The sequence below is a fragment of the Paenibacillus sp. PK3_47 genome, assembly GCF_023520895.1.
Classification (GTDB): Bacteria; Bacillota; Bacilli; order Paenibacillales; family Paenibacillaceae; genus Paenibacillus_AQ.
In genome coordinates, this window is sequence record NZ_CP026029.1 from 6,035,013 (window position 1) to 6,052,153 (window position 17,141).

The following is a 17,141-nucleotide window of genomic DNA, read 5'->3' on the forward strand; positions in this document are numbered from 1 at the left end:
TTTGCAGGAAGGCGGCCGTCTCAAACGGCCGCCTTCCTGCGTTCTATCCGTGTCTGTTTGATTGCCGGCAGCGCCGTTAGGTTAATAGATGTTGATAAGCATGTCATAAAGGAGGTTAACGGTATGCAGACGATCTGGAAAGGTGCAATCAGCTTCGGGCTGGTAAATGTTCCTGTCAAAATGTATTCCGCTACACATGACAAAGATATCCCGCTGAGGCTGCTGCACCGTGAATATCATGAACCGATCCACTATATCCGGACCTGTCCCCAATGTGAGGAAGAGGTAGCCTGGAGTGATATTGTTAAAGGATATGAATATGAAGAAGGCAAATTTGTCACTTTCGACAAAGAGGAGATGGATGAGCTGGCCTCCGAGTCTTCACGGGAAATCCGGATTTTGGATTTTGTCGACTTAGCGGATATTGATCCGGTCTACTATCAGAAAACCTATTATCTGTCCCCGGAGGAGACCGGTCAGCATGCCTACAAGCTGCTGGTCAAAGCGCTGGAATCGACTCAGAAAATCGGTGTGGCCAACATAACCATCCGGCAAAAAAGCAGTCTGGCCGCCATCCGGGTCATCGATGGTGTTCTGTCGCTGGTAACCATGCATTATGCAGAGGAAATCCGCGGCAGGGACGATGTACCTAACCTTCCGGATGATGAAAAGGTAGACCGCAGGGAGCTGGACCTGGCCAAGGCGCTGATCGACCAGCTGACCGGAGATTTTGAACCGGAGAAATATAGGGATGAATATAAGGCGAGGCTGCTTGAAGCCATAGAAGACAAAATTGAAGGCAAGGAAATCCGGGAAGCGGAAGAAGAGAAGCTGCCGAATGTACTGGATCTAATGGATGCCCTTCAAGCGAGCCTGAGACAGCTAAGGCCTGCTGAACATTCAGATAAAGGAGATAAGCCCGCACCCGTTAACCGTGCCAAAGCCCGGTCCAAACGGACAGGAGCTTAGTAAATCCTGCGTAAATTACTGAACGGCAGACATTTAGGAAGTGAAAGGAGAACAAGCAGATGGAAGACAAACGCAAACATTTTGTCCACGTGACTCCAAACGAAAACGGAGGCTGGGATAATCAGCAGGGCGGGGAGAAGCTTAGCCATCACCGGACCAAAACCGAAGCTGAGAAGGCCGGCAAGGAAGAGGCGAAAGAAGCCTATACCGAGCTGAAAATCCACAACAAAGACGGCAAAATTTCCGATTCCATCAGCTACGGTAACGACCCGTTTCCGCCGAAGGGCTGAGGAACTTCATAGTAGAGGCAGACCGCAGCAGAAGCGTAGGGGCTTTGGCTGCGGTTTTTTGCTTTTTACCCGCATCAGACTATAAGGTGAACCTGCTTCGTATCCCTAACGGACCCACGATCCCTTATTAAGCTAAATTCATCTTGAAAACCTCTAACAACGAGGAAATAAGGGAACTACGGTCCGTAAGAGCAACAAAATGTGTCTGATGTAGAAAATAACGCCCTACGAGTCCGTTACAGCTTCACCCCTTTTACGATCAGCCACAGCGGAAACAGAATCTCAAATATTGCCCCCGGAATGTACAGGACGGCTCCTGTGTCATAACCGGCGACGGACAGACAGCTGCTGGTTAACAAACCGGCATACCCGATGAAGCCTATGACGGACAGAAGCCGCGGAACCAGTCTGGAGCGGTAGAGCACATAACAAAGCAGCAGGCTGCCTAGACCCAAGACGATCATGGCAATTTCAAAAAGCATAAAATGAGCATCTGCCGCTGCTCCGGCAACCGCATATAAATATGAAGCTTCCGCACCAGTGTAATCCTCGCTCAACCCGATGAGTAACAGCGGACCGGCTAAACTGATGATTAATATAGCAGACTCAATAATCCGTGCACCGAAGTAGCCCAGCGCAAAAACTTCATTATATTTTCGTAACGCCGGGTACAGCAGCACCCCGATCCCCACTACGGAAATGGCATTGATCAGCTCCAGGAACAAGCCTGCCAATACTGTTGTCCGGCCCGGGTACAGCTTTTCAAGGAAATCGGGCTGCTGCATAACGGGATTCAGCATTCCGCTTCCAATCATGTAAGCTGCCGTTGAAATCAGAAACATTATCCCTGCCGCTCTTGCCATTCTGTTCATGCTTATCTCTCCTTAGCGCTTGTATTAATTGGATTATAGCTAAGGGAAGCACATGCCCAGTAGACACTTTAGTGTGGTTTGTGAGGCGGAAGGAGCAGATGGAGTTCGTGGGCCCTGGCGATAGCTTCCGTGCGTCTTTGAACTTGAAGCTTCTCAAAGATCCGGCGGTTGTGTCCTTTGACCGTATCAAGGGCCAGGAAGAGCTGCTCACTGATCTCACGGTTGGAAAGTCCTTTGGCGATTAGCCCCAACACCTCAAGTTCGCGCTGGCTGAGGGGGTCAATAAGCTGCTTTGTTCTCCCGTAGCTTAGTATCTTCCGGACACGTTCCAGTCCGGCTTGTGCGTCTTGAAGTGCTGGAAGCGGCAGGTCACCGGCCAGCTGCAGCGCCTCTTCGTAATACTCTCCGGCCAGACCTGGCTCATTATCCGCTTCTTGAATTTGCCCGAGTCCGATCAGAGACATTACCGCCATCAGCTTATGGCCAATTATACGGCTGTACGAAATGACTTCATTATACGCTTGCCGGGCTTGCGCATGATCACCCTGCCGCTGGCAGGCGACGCCCAGCATCCATGCCGCAGACGTCCGCACAGACAGATTATCTGGACGGAGAAATGTCAAAGCACGCCGGGACTGAGTAATAACCACGTCCATCTCAGAGTTAGCGTCTGCCCGGACAGCCCGGGCAGGGGCGATTAATTCAATGAGCTCACCGGATTTGTCGTCCTGGGCTGACTTTTGCATGGTTGTTTCGGCTGCCTGCAATTTAAGGTTAGCCCCGTTAGGTTTAGCGGTCATCATTAAAGAAGCAACTGCTGCCCGGGTGGCCGCAATCAGACCGGTCAGGTCTTTGACCCGTTCATCCTGCGGCATATCTCTCAGCGCTGCTTCCGCAGCCCGCAGCTTATGTTCTACATGCGTCGGCCGGCCTGTAATCAGCAGCACTGAACCATACATTACCCACAGCGCAGGTCTGGTATCAAGCTCTGCGGCAGGCAGCGATTCCAGCCATTTTAACACCATGCCTGCTGCCCCGCGGAGATGCAGCGGCATCCCGTTGCCCTCAAGCAGCCGTGCGGCGCGTTCGGTATCAGCTGCTTCTACGGCATGACGGAATGCTTCAATCTCATATCCTTTCGCTTCGTACCACTCACTTGCTTTAATATGTAATTCCGCGATCTCCTCTTCAGCCAGACTGTCCCGCAGCTGTCTCTGCAAGGATTCGGCAAACAAGTGATGATACCTGTACCACTGCCGTTCCTGATCCAGGGAAAAGATGAACAGGTTCCGGCGCTCAAGCTGCGTTAACAAATGCTTGCCAGCCGCAGCGGAAGCCGCCGGCATAACAGCCGCGCACAGTGAACTGCTCAGGCGGCCAAGGATGGAGGTCCTTAACAGAAAGGCCTGAACTTCTGCCGGCTGGCGCTGCAGAACCTCTTCTACCAGGTAATCCAGCACAAAATGATGACTGCCGGCAATGGACTGAATGAACCGGCCCGAACCCTGATCACCCTGTATAGAGAGCGCTGCCAGCTGCAGACCGGCAATCCAGCCTTCCGTTCGAGAGGACAAAGCCTCTATTTGAACAGCGGGCAGACTAATCCCCATAACACCGTTAAGGAAGTCCTCCGACTCAGCCGGAGTAAACCGCAGATCAACCGCCCGAATCTCGGTTAAGCGGTCTTGAACCCGTAAACGGGCAAGTGGAATAAGCGGTTCGCTGCGCGTAATGATTACCATGTGTATGTGTGCAGGAAGGTGGTCAATAAGGAAGGTAACGGCTTTGTCTATAAGCTCTGAATTTACTGTATGATAGTCGTCAAGGATAAGCAGAAAAGGTCCCAAGAATGCAGCAGCCTTAAGCAGCACGGTAAGAATGGATTCCAGCGGCGGCGCCACCGGCGACTGCATAACGGCAAGCACACCTGCACCAAAGTCTTCCCGGAGATTCTGCAGGGAGGAGATAAGACAGGTCATAAACCGGGAAAGTTCACCGTCTCCTTCTTCCAGCGACAGCCACGCGGCAGGCAGTCCGCTGCGTCCGGACCATTCGCTGACGAGTGTTGTTTTGCCGTACCCTGCGGGCGCCGATACAAGAGTCAGACTGCGGTGCAAACCCTGCTGCAGCTTATCGATTAACCGTTGGCGGAGAACGGTATCAGGCCGGTGCGGCGGAATATTAAATTTGCTGGGCAGGATATTCGTTGTCATAAGCTAATCTTATCACCTGATGTTTCAGCCATCAATCAAAGGCTGACCAGGAATGGTTCATTCGTTACGGCAGTCCGTATCCCGTCTTAATGCAATCTTAATGCGGCGGCCAAAGTTGTAATGCGGTGCTGATTTGGCACATGATATACTTACACTAAAAACGCAATTATTTTGCCGGAAAGGGGCATTAGCTTGAGAATGGATTCAGACGGCCCCGGTTACCTGAAGGAGCAGCTTACAGATATCCAGCCGGCGAAGCGCCGCGGGAAGCTGAAGATTTTTGTCGGATATGCATCCGGAGTGGGTAAAACTTATGCTATGCTGCTGGATGCCCGTGAGATGCTGAAAGATGGAGTGGATGTAGTCGCGGGTTACATTGAACCCCATGTCCGGCCGGAGACATCCGTTCTTTTGGAAGGGCTGGAGCTCATGCCGCCGCTGGCAGGACCGGTCCGAGGGAACATGTCCAATGAATTCAACCTGGATCTGGCGATCCGGAGAAATCCGGAGCTTATCCTGCTGGATGAGCTGTCCCATGCCAATGCAGCAGGCTGCCGCCACAAGAAGCGTTATCAGGATGTGGAAGAGCTTCTGCGGGCAGGCATTCATGTCTATACTACCGTTAATGTTCAGCATATTGAAAGTCTGCAGGAGGTTACAGCTTCTATTACAGGCTTTAGCGTCCGCGAAATGATTCCGGATGAAGTTTTTGACAGTGCCGATCATATAGAGCTTGTCGATATCGAACCGGATGATTTGATCGACCGCCTCCACAAAGGCAAGATTTATCCCGAAGAACAGGCCCGGCAGGCACTTACCCATTTTTATGTCAAAAGTAAACTGACCGCCCTGCGCGAAATCGCCCTCCGCTACACGGCAGATCAGGTGAACAGAAAGGCGGCGTTCAACCGGGACGCTGCTCCCCATACAGAATTTTATACCAAGGACCACATCCTTGTCTGTCTGTCTTCAGCTCCTTCGAGCCAGAAGGTGATCCGTACAGCGGCCAGAATGGCCGAGGCGTTCCATGGAACTTTTACGGCATTATATGTAGAGACCGCAGACAGCAGCCTGTCAGCACCCGGGAATGTTGAAGAGCTGCGGAAGAATCTCCGGCTTGCAGAACAGCTTGGGGCACAGATTGCAACAGTGTACGGCGAGGATGTTCCGGGACAGATTGCCGAGTATGCCAAAACAAGCAGGGTATCCAAAATCGTCATCGGCCGTTCCCAGCATAAAAAGCGGAGGCTAAGCAAACCCAACCTTGTAGACAAGCTGACTACTCTTGCACCAGGCATCGAAATCTATATTATTCCGGATGCCTCTCCTGCTCCTGAGCCAAGATTAAGGGGACTGCTCAATCCTCCCAAGCTCTCTTTGGGTGATACGGTCAAAAGCACCGTCATTCTTGCAGCCTGCACTTTAATCGGCATATGGTTTCAATCCCTGGGTTTCAGGGAAGCCAATATAATCACCGTGTTCATTCTGGGCGTCCTGATCAATGCCATGGTGACGAACGGAAGACTGTACAGTGCAGCAACTTCGGTGCTGGGCGTACTGATCTTCAACTATTTCTTTACCTACCCTTATTTCTCCTTTCAGGCTTATGACTCGGGGTATCCGGTCACCTTCCTGGTGATGCTGACGGCTTCTTTTATATCCAGCACACTGACTATGAAGGTAAAAGAACAGGCACGCCACTCTGCACAAAAGGCCTACCGCACCGAGGTACTGCTGGAGACCAGCCGCAAGCTTCAGCAGGCGGAGAATATTCCGGCGATTATGAACGAGACTGCAAATCAGCTCGTGAAGCTGCTGGACAGAACCATTATTTTTTATCCGGTAGAGCAGGATGGCCTGTCTGAACCGCTGATTATTCCGAAGGAAGATGCTGCCGCGGACGCGCATGTTTATACAGAAGGCAGCGAACGCGCTGTTGCCGAGTGGGTATACAAGAACAACAAACGGGCAGGAGCCACTACGGATACATTCTCTGCGGCAAGCTGTCTTTATCTTGCGGTAAGAGGAGGAGATTCGGTATTCGCCATAGCGGCCATTGTCATGGAGCATGAAGAACCGCTGGATGCATTTGAGAAAAGCCTGATGATCGCCATGCTGGGCGAATGTGCACTGGCACTGGAGAAGGAACAGCTGAATGTGATGCAAAAAAAGATCACCAGCCAGATCGAGCAGGAGCAGCTGCGGGGGAATTTGCTGCGGTCCATCTCCCACGATTTACGGACGCCTCTGACCAGTATTTCCGGCAATGCCGGGATTCTGATCAGCAACTCCAGTGTGCTGAGTGAACCGCAGAAGCTAGGATTATATAATGATATCCATGATGATTCCATATGGCTGATCCATCTGGTAGAGAATCTGCTGTCCATTACCCGGATTGATAACGGCTCGCTGAATCTGAATATGCAGGCGGAGCTGATGGAAGAGGTGATCAGTGAGGCTTTGTTACATATCAACCGCAGCAGCGGAGAGCATGTAATTACGACAGCGGTAGAAGACGATCTGCTGATGGCCAAAATGGACCCCCGCCTTATTATCCAGGTGCTGATCAATATCATTGACAATGCGATTAAATATACGCAGGAAGGCTCTATTATTCAGGTATCGGCGAAAAAAATAGATCAGCAGGTGCTGGTTGAAATTTCAGATAACGGCCCCGGCATTCCGCCGGAAGCCCAAAGCCGGTTGTTTGATATGTTCTATACGGCTAATAACAGCCTTGGAGACGGCCGGCGCGGATTAGGGCTGGGGCTTGCGCTCTGTAAATCCATTATACAGGCACACGGAGGAACCATTGAGGTAAGAGATAACGTTCCCAAGGGTACGGTATTCAGCTTTACTTTGCAGTCTGAGGAGGTCATTGTTCATGAATAAACCGTCAATTCTCGTAGTGGAGGACGATAAACCGATCCGGAAGCTTATTACAACTACGCTGGAGACACAAGGCTATAAATATCATACGGCAGAAACAGGCGCAGCTTCGATTCTCGAGGCTGTATCCAGCCCGCCGGATCTGATGATCCTCGATTTGGGCCTTCCCGATATGGATGGGGTAGAAATTATCCGCAAGATCCGCTCCTGGTCCAACCTGCCCATCATCGTCGTCAGTGCCCGCAGTGAAGACAGGGACAAAATCGATGCGCTCGATGCCGGAGCAGACGATTATCTCACCAAGCCGTTCAGCGTGGAGGAGCTGCTGGCCAGACTGCGCGTCAGTCTGCGGCGGATCCGCAATGACAGCGATAAGCTGCTGAAAGACGCGTCTGTTTTTCATAACGGCAGCCTGAAAATTGATTATGCCGCCGGCTGTGTATGGGTGGAGGAAGAAGAGGTCCATCTTACGCCGAGCGAATATAAACTGTTATGCCTGCTGGCGAAGAACGCCGGCAAAGTGCTGACCCATAATTACATTCTGCATGAAATCTGGGGAAGCCACACCTATGATATCCCGGCCCTGCGAGTGTTTATGGCTACCCTGCGCAAAAAAATTGAAAAGCCCTCCCAATCCAAGATTATTCAGACCCATATCGGGGTGGGGTACCGGATGCTCCAGGTGGGGGATGAAACCCGGTAACATTTATCGTAATTTTACAGCTATAAGTCCGGTCAGCGGATATTACAGAAGCCATGCTCGCTTGAGCATGGCTTTTTTGCATCTTTTCAGTTTAAAAATCATTTTTATGCAATCTTAATTTTCTCCTGCAAACCCTAACCCCGAACTAATAGCAGAAATGTTAAGCTGACTCAGAAGTTAATTGGAGGCACAGAGACAGATTATAAAAAGAGGAGCGGGTAGTGATGATGGATGTGTATATGCTGGCGTGTCTTGCACTCATATTCGGTGTGTTCTACGGCTTTGTCCAGTGGTGCGGGCGGGTCGTGGATGATCAAGGGGGCGGGGGAAAATGACAGTGGTCATTATAGCAGCTCTGCTGTTGTTTCTGTACCTGGTATACGCCTTGATTCATCCTGAGAAGTTCTAGGGATCAGTTACTGACAAAAAAGGCTATTTTATTAGATTAGGAGGGTCATACGTGGGCATTTTGCAAATTGTAATTGTAATCGCCATACTTCTGCTGCTGGTGAAGCCGGCAGGGACTTATCTTTATCATGTTTTCTCCAATGAACCGAACCGGATGGACCGGATCTTCGGCGGCCTGGAACGGGGGATCTTCCGGATCAGCGGGCTTGGGCACCGGGAGGGGATGTCCTGGAAACGGTATGCCATAAGCTTTCTCTCGGCAAATATTGTGCTGGTGGCTTTCGGTTATCTTATTCTGCGCCTGCAGGGCAGCCTGCCGCTGAATCCGAACGGAGCCGGTGAAATGGAGCAGACACTGACGTTCAATACCGTTATCAGTTTCATTACGAACACTAATCTTCAGCATTACAGCGGGGAAACCGGGCTGTCTTATTTCTCGCAGATGGCTGTTATTACGATGATGATGTTTACTTCGGCGGCAAGCGGCTTGTCAGTGGCTGTGGCTTTTGTCCGGGGGATAACCGGCCGAAAGACGCTGGGGAATTTCTTTGAGGATTTTGTCAAGGCGCATACCCGGGTATTCCTGCCGCTGGCACTGCTTGTAACACTGGTGCTTGTGGCACTGCAGGTTCCGCAGACTCTACAGCCTACACTACAGGTAACAACGCTGGAAGGTCAGAGTCAGCAGATTGCTATCGGTCCTGTTGCCTCACTTGAATCGATAAAGCATCTTGGTACAAACGGCGGCGGTTTTTTTGGTGCCAACTCGGCCCATCCCTTCGAGAACCCTTCACCGCTCACCAATGTGATTGAAATTCTGTCGATGTGGCTGCTGCCCGCCTCCTTGCCCTATATGTACGGCTTGTTCGCCAAAAATAAAAAGCAGGGCTGGGGCATCTTCGCTGCCATGATGACTTTGTTCGTTCTGCTGCTGTCGCTCAACTATGCCGCCGAACTTAAGGGGAATCCCGCCATCACTGAACTGGGTATAGAGGCTTCGCAGGGCAGTATGGAAGGCAAGGAGGTACGCTTTGGCATCCCGCAATCGGCCCTGTTTACTACGGTGACAACTGCAGCTACTACAGGGAGTGTCAATAATATGCATGATACGCAGACTCCGCTGGGCAGCATTACGCCGCTGGCACTGATGATGCTGAACAATGTGTTCGGCGGCAAAGGTGTCGGACTGATCAATATGCTGATGTATGCCATGCTTGCTGTGTTCCTCTGCGGGCTGATGGTGGGACGGACGCCGGAATTTCTCGGCCGCAAAATTGAAGCCAGGGAGATGAAGCTGATTGCCATAGCCATACTGGTGCATCCGCTGATCATTCTGGGCCCGACGGCGGTTTCCTTTATAAGCGATCTGGGCCAGGGGGCTATCAGCAACAGCGGTCATCACGGATTGACCCAGGTTCTGTACGAATATGCATCCTCGGCTGCCAACAACGGCTCCGGATTTGAAGGGCTTGCGGATAACAACACCTTCTGGAATGTGATGACAGGTATTGTCATGCTGCTCGGCCGTTATGTGTCGATCATTGCAATGCTGGCCGTCGCCGGCTCCCTGATCCGCAAGCAGCCCGTTCCGGAGACGATAGGCACATTCCGGACAGACAACGGGCTGTTCACCGGAATTCTTATCGGTACGGTACTTATTATCGGTGCGCTGACCTTCCTGCCAGTCATTGTATTAGGTCCGGTTGCCGAGCATTTGATTTTAAGGTAGGGGAGAGGAAGAACAGAGATGAGCACAATCCATAAGAAAAAGCTGCTGACTGGACCGATGGTGCAGAGTGCGGTGAAGGACAGCTTTGTGAAGCTGAACCCGGTCACCTTGATGAAAAATCCGGTCATGTTCGTTGTAGAGATCGGGACATTTATCGTCCTGCTGATGGTAGTCATGCCGGGTTACTTTGGCGCGGGAGATGCAGTAGGCTTCAACATTACAGTATTCCTGATTCTGCTGGTCACCTTATTGTTCGCGAACTTTGCAGAAGCGCTGGCCGAAGGCCGCGGGAAAGCACAGGCCGATACCCTGAAAAAAACCAAACAGGATATCTCGGCTAACAGGGTGACAGGCGGCAGCGTCAAGACAGTGGCCTCTTCCGAGCTGCGTAAAGGGGATATTGTGATTGTCAGCCAAGGGGAGCTGATCCCCGGCGACGGTGAAGTGATAGAAGGTCTGGCTTCGGTGGATGAATCCGCGATTACGGGTGAATCGGCTCCGGTGATTAAGGAGGCCGGCGGCGATTTCAACTCGGTCACGGGCGGTACAAGAGTCGTGAGCGATGAAATCAAGGTGCGGATTACAAGCGATCCCGGAGAATCCTTTCTTGACCGGATGATCTCGCTGGTCGAAGGTGCTTCGCGGCAAAAAACGCCGAATGAAATCGCCCTGAACACGCTGCTGATCAGCTTGACGATTATTTTCCTGATCGTTGTGGTGACCCTCCGTCCGATAGCCGCCTATCTGGAGGTGGAGCTGGAAATCCCTGTGCTGATTGCGCTGCTGGTCTGTCTTATACCGACGACTATCGGCGGATTATTGTCAGCCATCGGGATTGCCGGTATGGACCGGGTGACCCAGTTCAATGTTCTGGCGATGTCAGGCAAAGCAGTGGAGGCTGCCGGGGACATTAATACGATGATTCTTGACAAGACAGGTACCATTACCTTCGGCAACCGAATGGCGAGTGAATTGATTCCTGCAGGTAAAGAGAGTGAGGAAGAGCTGGCCGTGTGGGCAGCGATCAGTTCGCTTAAAGACGAGACACCCGAAGGAAGATCGGTCATTGAACTGGTGAAAAAGCTGGGATACCGCTACGATCCGGAATGGGCTGCGGGCGGTGAATTTATTGAATTCAGGGCGGAGACGCGGATGAGCGGAATCGACCTTCAGGACGGACGCAAGGTCCGGAAGGGTGCCGTTGATTCCATACGCCGGTGGGTGTCCGCCCAGGGAGGACAAATTCCAGACAATCTGGAGACTCATTCCAATGCGGTGGCCGGCAAGGGCGGTACTCCGCTGGCTGTAGCCGTGGACAACCGGATTTACGGGCTGATCTATTTGAAGGACACGGTAAAACCGGGAATGAAGGAACGGTTTGATGAGCTGCGTAAAATGGGGATCAAAACGATCATGTGTACCGGGGACAATCCGCTGACTGCTGCAACGATAGCTGCTGAAGCGGGAGTGGACGGTTTTATAGCCGAAAGCACACCGGAGGATAAAATTGAAGTGATCCGCCGTGAGCAGAGCGAGGGCAAGCTGGTGGCGATGACAGGGGACGGGACAAATGACGCGCCTGCCTTGGCACAAGCTGATGTGGGGCTAGCCATGAACAGCGGGACCTCGGCAGCCAAGGAAGCGGCCAATATGGTGGACCTGGATTCAGATCCGTCCAAGATTATTGAAGTGGTGGCCATCGGCAAGCAGCTGCTGATGACGCGCGGGGCATTGACCACATTCAGTATCGCCAATGATATCGCCAAATATTTTGCGATCATCCCGGCGATGTTCACATTGGCCATCCCGCAGATGGAGGTACTGAATATAATGGGGCTCGGTTCACCCGGCTCGGCAATTATCTCCGCGCTGATCTTTAACGCGATCATTATTCCGCTGCTGATTCCGCTGGCCATGAGAGGCGTTTCGTATAAGCCGATGAGCTCTGTGAAATTACTGCGGCGGAATATTTTTATCTATGGTCTCGGCGGCATGCTCGTTCCGTTTCTCGGCATCAAGGTCATCGACCTGTTTGTCAGCATATGGATCTGATGAGCGTTGTGTGTCTACCGCAGAAAGGATGAACAAGATGAATAGTGTGGGTTCAAACAGGGAAGAAGTTGCAGCTGTTTCCGGAGCTGTTTATTTGTTAAGTGTGATCCGTCTCAGCATTGTATTTATAATCCTGTGCGGAATTGTGTATCCGCTGGCTTCTACGGCTCTTGCACAGGTGCTGATGCCCAAGCAGGCGAATGGAAGCCTGCTGAAGAACGGTGACGGTGTAGTCATTGGCTCCGAGCTGATCGGTCAGAACTTTACAAATCCGGCATTGTTTCAGGGCCGTGTATCCAGTATTGAATATAAAGCTGAAGCTTCGGGTTCGAACAACTATGGACCGTCTAACCCTGATATGCTCCAGCGGACGAAGGACTCTATAGAAGCGTGGAAAGCAAATAACCCTGAGGTGCCGGTTCAGCAATTACCGGTTGATCTGGTGACGAACTCGGGATCAGGTCTCGATCCGCATATTTCGCCTGCGGGGGCAAACGTGCAAATCCCCCGGATTAGTGCCCTGAGCGGGATACCGGAAGGCGAGCTCGAAGCATTGGTGCAGCAGTATACGAAAGGCCGTGATCTCGGAGTATTCGGTGAGGAACGTGTCAACGTGCTGAAACTGAACGCTGCGGTTATGGAAATAACGGCACAATAGTCAGGCTTGCGCCCTGTCCGGAACTCGGACAGGGCAGTATGCGTTAATTCAGGAAAGGAAGGCCAGCCATGCCGCCATATAAACGGAAGACACCGGAGGAAATCCTCTATTCTATCTATCAGCTGCACCGGGGTAAGCTCAAAATAATTATCGGCTCGGTCAGCGGCTCCGGCAAAACGTATCACATGCTGGAGGAGGGCAAGCTGCTGAAGCAGCAGGGCATTGATGTGGTCATCAGTGCGGTATCCACCATGGGACGGAGTGAAACAGTCCAGCAGCTGACAGACCTGGAGCGGGTGCCGAGTATTCATTGGCAGAAGGACGGCAAAGAGCAGAAGGATCTGCCGCTTGAGACCCTGCTGGAACGTAACCCCGAGGTGCTTCTCGTCGACGGGCTTGCCCACCGCAACCGTAAAGAAGCCCGTTTTGCTACCAGGCTGGAGGATATACGTTATTTAATGGATAACGGAATCAGTGTGATTACAACGGTCAATGTGTACGAGCTCGGGGGAGTGGGCGAATTAATCTATGAAATGACCGGAATCCGCGCTGATGAGACGGTTCCATTGAATACGCTGGAATTAGCGGATGAAGTCCGCTTGATAGATGTATCACCCGAGACGATTCTGAAACGCATTGAAGAAGGAATACTGGGCGGAGAGATGCCCCCGGCGCTGTCCCGCAGGGGAAACCTCGGCGTACTGCGCGAGCTTTCCCTGCGCCTGGTGGCTGAAGGCGTCAACGACTCACTGGAGAAATACCGGGAAGAGCAGGGAATGACCGGGCCTTCCGGTGCTGCAGAAAGAATCCTGGTGTCTGCACAATACCACTGGAACGGTTCACTCTATGTAAGGAGGGGACAGCAGATCGCCAAGAGACTGAACGGTGAGCTGATTGCCGTAACGTTTGTCCGGAAAGGCCGCGCGCTGACCAAAGAGCAGCAGTCCTTTAAACGTTCGATCATCAAACTTGTGGAACGGGTGGATGCCAGATTTGAGGAGCTTCCGCTGAAGACACTGAGACAGCTTCCGTCCGGGCTGATCCGTTATGCCATGCACAATAAAGTAACCCGAATCGTTATGGGCCACTCCAAGCAAAGCCGCTGGCAGGAAAAATGGCAGGGATCGATTGCGAACCGGGTCCTGCGGTCAGCACGGAATATTGACGTCTTCCTGATGGCCGACCGGGCGGAGGCGGACGGGGAACGGATTCTGCCGGTCAAATCGAAGGCGAAACCAGCCCCGGGCGCTTTTCACCGGCTGACCGGCCAGGAGCTGGAGAAAAGAATAGAGACGATCCGGCGCGGCACCTTTAAGGTGTACATCGGAGCCGCTCCCGGTGTAGGCAAGACCTACAAAATGCTCCAGGAAGGCAACCTGCTGCTGAACAAAGGCATCGATGTCGTCATCGGCCTGCTGGAAACACACGGCAGGAAGGAAACCGGGGCTCAAATAGGCAGCCTGCCGGTCATCCCCAAAGCCAAGATCAAATATCAGTCGGCTGAACTGGCTGAAATGGACTGTGAGGCGATCATTGCCCGGCAGCCGGAAGTCGTACTGGTGGACGAACTGGCTCATACGAATGTTCCCGGCAGCCGGAACCGCAAGCGGTATGAGGACATTAATTACTTGCTGGAGCACGGCATATCGGTAATTACTACTGTAAATGTGCAGCATCTGGAAAGTCTGAATGACGCCGTGGCCCAGCTTACAGGAGTACGTGTCCGGGAGACCGTTCCGGATGCCATCCTGAGGATGGCCAGTGAGGTGGAGCTGATCGATGTTACACCGCAGATGCTCCAGGAACGGATGCGGGCAGGAAAGATTTATGCGTTCGAAAAGGTGAACCAGGCACTGGAATCCTTCTTCAAGATCGGTAATCTGATTGCGCTGCGGGAGCTGGCACTGCGCGAAATTGCCGATGATGTAGACGAACGCCTGGAGGCCTGGGACCGTGACACCTCGCTCAGGGGGCCATGGAGCAGACGCGAGGTGATCTTCGTGTGCGTGGATACAGGTCCCCGGGCAGAGCGGCTGATCCGCCGCGGATTCCGGATTGCCCACCGGCTGAAGGCGGAGTGGTATGTGCATTATGTGCACTGCAATATGAATCAGACGGGGGAAGAGAAGAAACGGCTGGAGCTGCTCCGTCATTTAACAGAGCGGCTTGGCGGTTTGATGGAAATTTCCGCCGCAGGGAGCCCTGGAGCCGTTCACGGGCAGCTGCTGAACAGGATGAATGAGGTACAGACAACACAGCTTATCATCGGACAGTCGCGGGCTCCGCTTTGGCGGACCTTGTTCAAAGAAAGCTTCATGCAATATCTGCTGCGCAACGCCCGCCATATGGATATGCTGGTAGTCGCTGATCAATAAATGACCTCAGATTTACAAACGGGTGTGATACGTTTTAAGATTTAGATTATAATTTGTAGTAGAACACAGCCGTTTGAGAGGAGCAGATACTGTATGAAAAGCATCGCCGTTTTTTGCGGGTCAAGTCCCGGAATTTCCCCGATATACCGCGATCAGGCTGCAGCTCTTGGCAAAGAGCTGGCAGAGCGGCAGATTACTCTGGTTTATGGAGGCGCCAGTGTCGGACTTATGGGCGCAGTCGCGGATGCGGCGCTTCATGCCGGCGGCCGTGTTGTGGGCATCATCCCGCATTTTTTGAACAGCCGGGAAATAGCCCATACCCGGCTGTCCGAACTGATTGTGGTGGATTCCATGCATGAACGAAAGTCTGCGATGGCTGAGCTTGCTGATGGCTTCATCGCGCTGCCCGGCGGACCGGGAACGATGGAGGAATATTTTGAGATTTTCACATGGGGGCAGCTCGGCCTGCACGTTAAGCCCTGCGGTATTCTGAACATCAATCATTACTATGATCCGCTGATCGCCATGTTTAACCGGATGTCGGAAGAGCAGTTCATGCAGGATAAATACCGCCCGATGATCATTACTGATACAACACCCCAAGGAATCCTGGAGCAGTTCTCCAGCTATAAAGCACCCGTTGTTCCGAATTATTTGACCGAGGATCGGACCTGAGGAACAGAAACAGGATTCCAGGTTAAACAATACTGAACGCATATAAGCCGCCCGGGCTATGTGCATCCGGAAAGCTTTTTGCAAGCTGCAAATCAGAACCGAATGAAGTAATGAAATTAAAAGTGAGCAAAACCGATCCCGTCAGCGTGACTGAACACACTGGTCCCGTTATACACACACCGTTCCCTTCAGCCGATACATCATCCGCGCTGGTGAATCATTACTTGGCTTGCTAACGGACCACAGATCCGTTATTTTGCCCTAGAAGTGTGTTTTGGAAGGCTAACGGACCATAGGTCCGTTATTTCATCCGTAAAGGCATAATTTGTCTAACATTTAGAGGAATAAAGGAACTACGGTCCGTTAGCGGTGGAAGCGGGGCGATTTCCGGCAAATAACGGACGCTGGGTCCGTTAGCGTAAGAAAGAGGCCCACACCGCCGACGGATCCATAGGTCTTGCCCGGACTGCCAAATGTCCGGGAATAATGTGCTGCTGATGGCAGCAGCCATGCAGAACATGAAGATCATTAAGATAATGACGATCCGGCTTGCTTGCATGAAGACGGCCCTCATTCCCCCGTTTCCAGTACGCAGACGTTGAACCTAAATGAAACCCAGGGCCATGAATGGTCCTGGGTTTCTCAACACCTGCTTAGTGGGGGCACTGTGGCCTGCAGTATTCCCGGAATATACAAATCCCTGATCTCCTGGCTGGAAATCAGGATTCTGCCCGCCAAGCTTTCAGCAGCGGCCCTGAGTCCCCGTATACCGGATCTGTCAGCGGCAGCGGAACCTTGCCGATTTCAGGCAGCCCTTCGGCCCAGTCCTCAGGCGCAGCCCTGCGCGTATTGTACTGCATACCGCCCGGATAGGCGCCGGCGACAAGGAAGTCATCGCTGCTCGACAGGCTCTTGTGCGCGGTCCCGGCGGGCAGGACCAGTACATCGCCCGGCGAAATCTCAAAGGTGGCACCGGAGTCGCCGCCAATCTGTACAAGGGCGGTTCCGGAAATGCCCCCCAGCACCTCATGCGCATTGCTGTGATAATGGTGGTAAGGGAACACGCCGTCCTCCCAGCTGTTCAGCCAGCCATTGTCATTAAATAATTGCCGGATATGTTCCGGTTGTTCCTTCAGGACACCAGGATACAGAACAGCCGGCAGCTTCGGGTTATTCGGCAGCAGGCCATCCTCCTTGAACATGAATGTCTTTACCGCCGCCTCCGCTTTCGGTACTGCTGATTGAAATTTAGTCATTGGATTCTCCCTCCTGTTTCTTTTCTATTCATTACCCGTTTTCTGGAAAGTA

General features: G+C 52.4%; 13 protein-coding genes. 10 read left to right on the forward strand and 3 right to left on the reverse strand.

Annotated elements, in window-relative coordinates:
* Positions 1-123 precede the first annotated feature (123 nt).
* Positions 124-969 (forward strand): non-homologous end joining protein Ku, encoded by an 846-nt coding sequence (gene ku / locus C2I18_RS26390; protein WP_249898669.1) that lies wholly within the window; start codon positions 124-126, stop codon positions 967-969.
* Positions 970-1,028: 59 nt separating this feature from the next.
* Positions 1,029-1,259: a DUF2188 domain-containing protein gene (locus C2I18_RS26395; protein ID WP_249898670.1), complete on the forward strand. Its 231-nt coding sequence runs from the start codon at positions 1,029-1,031 to the stop codon at positions 1,257-1,259.
* Positions 1,260-1,495: 236 nt separating this feature from the next.
* On the opposite strand, the gene C2I18_RS26400 is transcribed toward C2I18_RS26395, so the two are convergent.
* Together C2I18_RS26400 and C2I18_RS26405 are read right to left on the reverse strand one after the other, a co-directional pair.
* Positions 1,496-2,131, reverse strand: a complete 636-nt coding sequence (locus C2I18_RS26400; protein ID WP_249898671.1) for a DUF4386 domain-containing protein — start codon at positions 2,129-2,131, stop codon at positions 1,496-1,498.
* A 68-nt stretch (positions 2,132-2,199) separates the two neighbouring features.
* Positions 2,200-4,344: a winged helix-turn-helix domain-containing protein gene (locus C2I18_RS26405; protein WP_249898672.1), complete on the reverse strand. Its 2,145-nt coding sequence runs from the start codon at positions 4,342-4,344 to the stop codon at positions 2,200-2,202.
* Between the two features lie 198 nt (positions 4,345-4,542).
* Here C2I18_RS26405 and C2I18_RS26410 point away from each other — a divergent pair, with 198 nt between their 5' ends.
* The 8 genes from C2I18_RS26410 (at position 4,543) to C2I18_RS26440 (ending at position 15,833) form a co-directional block, all read left to right on the forward strand.
* On the forward strand, positions 4,543-7,236 hold the full coding sequence (locus tag C2I18_RS26410; RefSeq protein ID WP_249898673.1) for a sensor histidine kinase: 2,694 nt from the start codon (positions 4,543-4,545) through the stop codon (positions 7,234-7,236).
* Positions 7,229-7,936: a response regulator gene (locus tag C2I18_RS26415; RefSeq protein WP_249898674.1), complete on the forward strand. Its 708-nt coding sequence runs from the start codon at positions 7,229-7,231 to the stop codon at positions 7,934-7,936. The genes C2I18_RS26410 and C2I18_RS26415 overlap by 8 nt, the downstream gene beginning before the upstream one ends.
* 331 nt (positions 7,937-8,267) lie before the next feature.
* Positions 8,268-8,345 (forward strand): K(+)-transporting ATPase subunit F, encoded by a 78-nt coding sequence (gene kdpF, locus C2I18_RS29865; RefSeq protein ID WP_481857961.1) that lies wholly within the window; start codon positions 8,268-8,270, stop codon positions 8,343-8,345.
* A 51-nt stretch (positions 8,346-8,396) separates the two neighbouring features.
* Positions 8,397-10,073 carry a potassium-transporting ATPase subunit KdpA gene (gene kdpA / locus C2I18_RS26420; RefSeq protein ID WP_275100942.1) on the forward strand — a complete coding sequence of 559 codons (1,677 nt, stop codon included), beginning with the start codon at positions 8,397-8,399 and terminating at the stop codon, positions 10,071-10,073.
* An 18-nt stretch (positions 10,074-10,091) separates the two neighbouring features.
* Positions 10,092-12,125, forward strand: coding sequence for a potassium-transporting ATPase subunit KdpB (gene kdpB / locus C2I18_RS26425; protein ID WP_249898675.1), 2,034 nt, complete (start codon positions 10,092-10,094; stop codon positions 12,123-12,125).
* A gap of 28 nt (positions 12,126-12,153) precedes the next feature.
* Complete coding sequence (gene kdpC / locus C2I18_RS26430; protein WP_481857847.1) at positions 12,154-12,783, forward strand: potassium-transporting ATPase subunit KdpC; 630 nt, start codon at positions 12,154-12,156, stop codon at positions 12,781-12,783.
* A gap of 68 nt (positions 12,784-12,851) precedes the next feature.
* Complete coding sequence (locus C2I18_RS26435; protein ID WP_249898677.1) at positions 12,852-15,158, forward strand: histidine kinase; 2,307 nt, start codon at positions 12,852-12,854, stop codon at positions 15,156-15,158.
* Positions 15,159-15,251: 93 nt separating this feature from the next.
* A complete protein-coding gene (locus tag C2I18_RS26440) occupies positions 15,252-15,833 on the forward strand; it encodes an LOG family protein (RefSeq protein ID WP_249898678.1) in 582 nt (193 codons plus the stop codon).
* A 719-nt stretch (positions 15,834-16,552) separates the two neighbouring features.
* Here the strand turns inward: C2I18_RS26440 and C2I18_RS26445 are convergent.
* On the reverse strand, positions 16,553-17,089 hold the full coding sequence (locus C2I18_RS26445) for a cupin domain-containing protein (RefSeq protein WP_249898679.1): 537 nt from the start codon (positions 17,087-17,089) through the stop codon (positions 16,553-16,555).
* Between the last annotated feature and the right edge of the window lie 52 nt (positions 17,090-17,141).

Coding starts and splice junctions, on each gene's coding strand:
- C2I18_RS26405 (WP_249898672.1), bottom strand. CDS start 4,344: ATGACAACGAATATCCTGCCCAGCAAATTTAATATTCCGCCGCACCGG.
- kdpF (WP_481857961.1), top strand. CDS start 8,268: ATGACAGTGGTCATTATAGCAGCTCTGCTGTTGTTTCTGTACCTGGTA.
- C2I18_RS26440 (WP_249898678.1), top strand. CDS start 15,252: ATGAAAAGCATCGCCGTTTTTTGCGGGTCAAGTCCCGGAATTTCCCCG.
- C2I18_RS26415 (WP_249898674.1), top strand. CDS start 7,229: ATGAATAAACCGTCAATTCTCGTAGTGGAGGACGATAAACCGATCCGG.
- C2I18_RS26435 (WP_249898677.1), top strand. CDS start 12,852: ATGCCGCCATATAAACGGAAGACACCGGAGGAAATCCTCTATTCTATC.
- kdpC (WP_481857847.1), top strand. CDS start 12,154: ATGAACAAGATGAATAGTGTGGGTTCAAACAGGGAAGAAGTTGCAGCT.
- C2I18_RS26400 (WP_249898671.1), bottom strand. CDS start 2,131: ATGAACAGAATGGCAAGAGCGGCAGGGATAATGTTTCTGATTTCAACG.
- kdpB (WP_249898675.1), top strand. CDS start 10,092: ATGAGCACAATCCATAAGAAAAAGCTGCTGACTGGACCGATGGTGCAG.
- C2I18_RS26445 (WP_249898679.1), bottom strand. CDS start 17,089: ATGACTAAATTTCAATCAGCAGTACCGAAAGCGGAGGCGGCGGTAAAG.
- C2I18_RS26395 (WP_249898670.1), top strand. CDS start 1,029: ATGGAAGACAAACGCAAACATTTTGTCCACGTGACTCCAAACGAAAAC.
- ku (WP_249898669.1), top strand. CDS start 124: ATGCAGACGATCTGGAAAGGTGCAATCAGCTTCGGGCTGGTAAATGTT.
- C2I18_RS26410 (WP_249898673.1), top strand. CDS start 4,543: ATGGATTCAGACGGCCCCGGTTACCTGAAGGAGCAGCTTACAGATATC.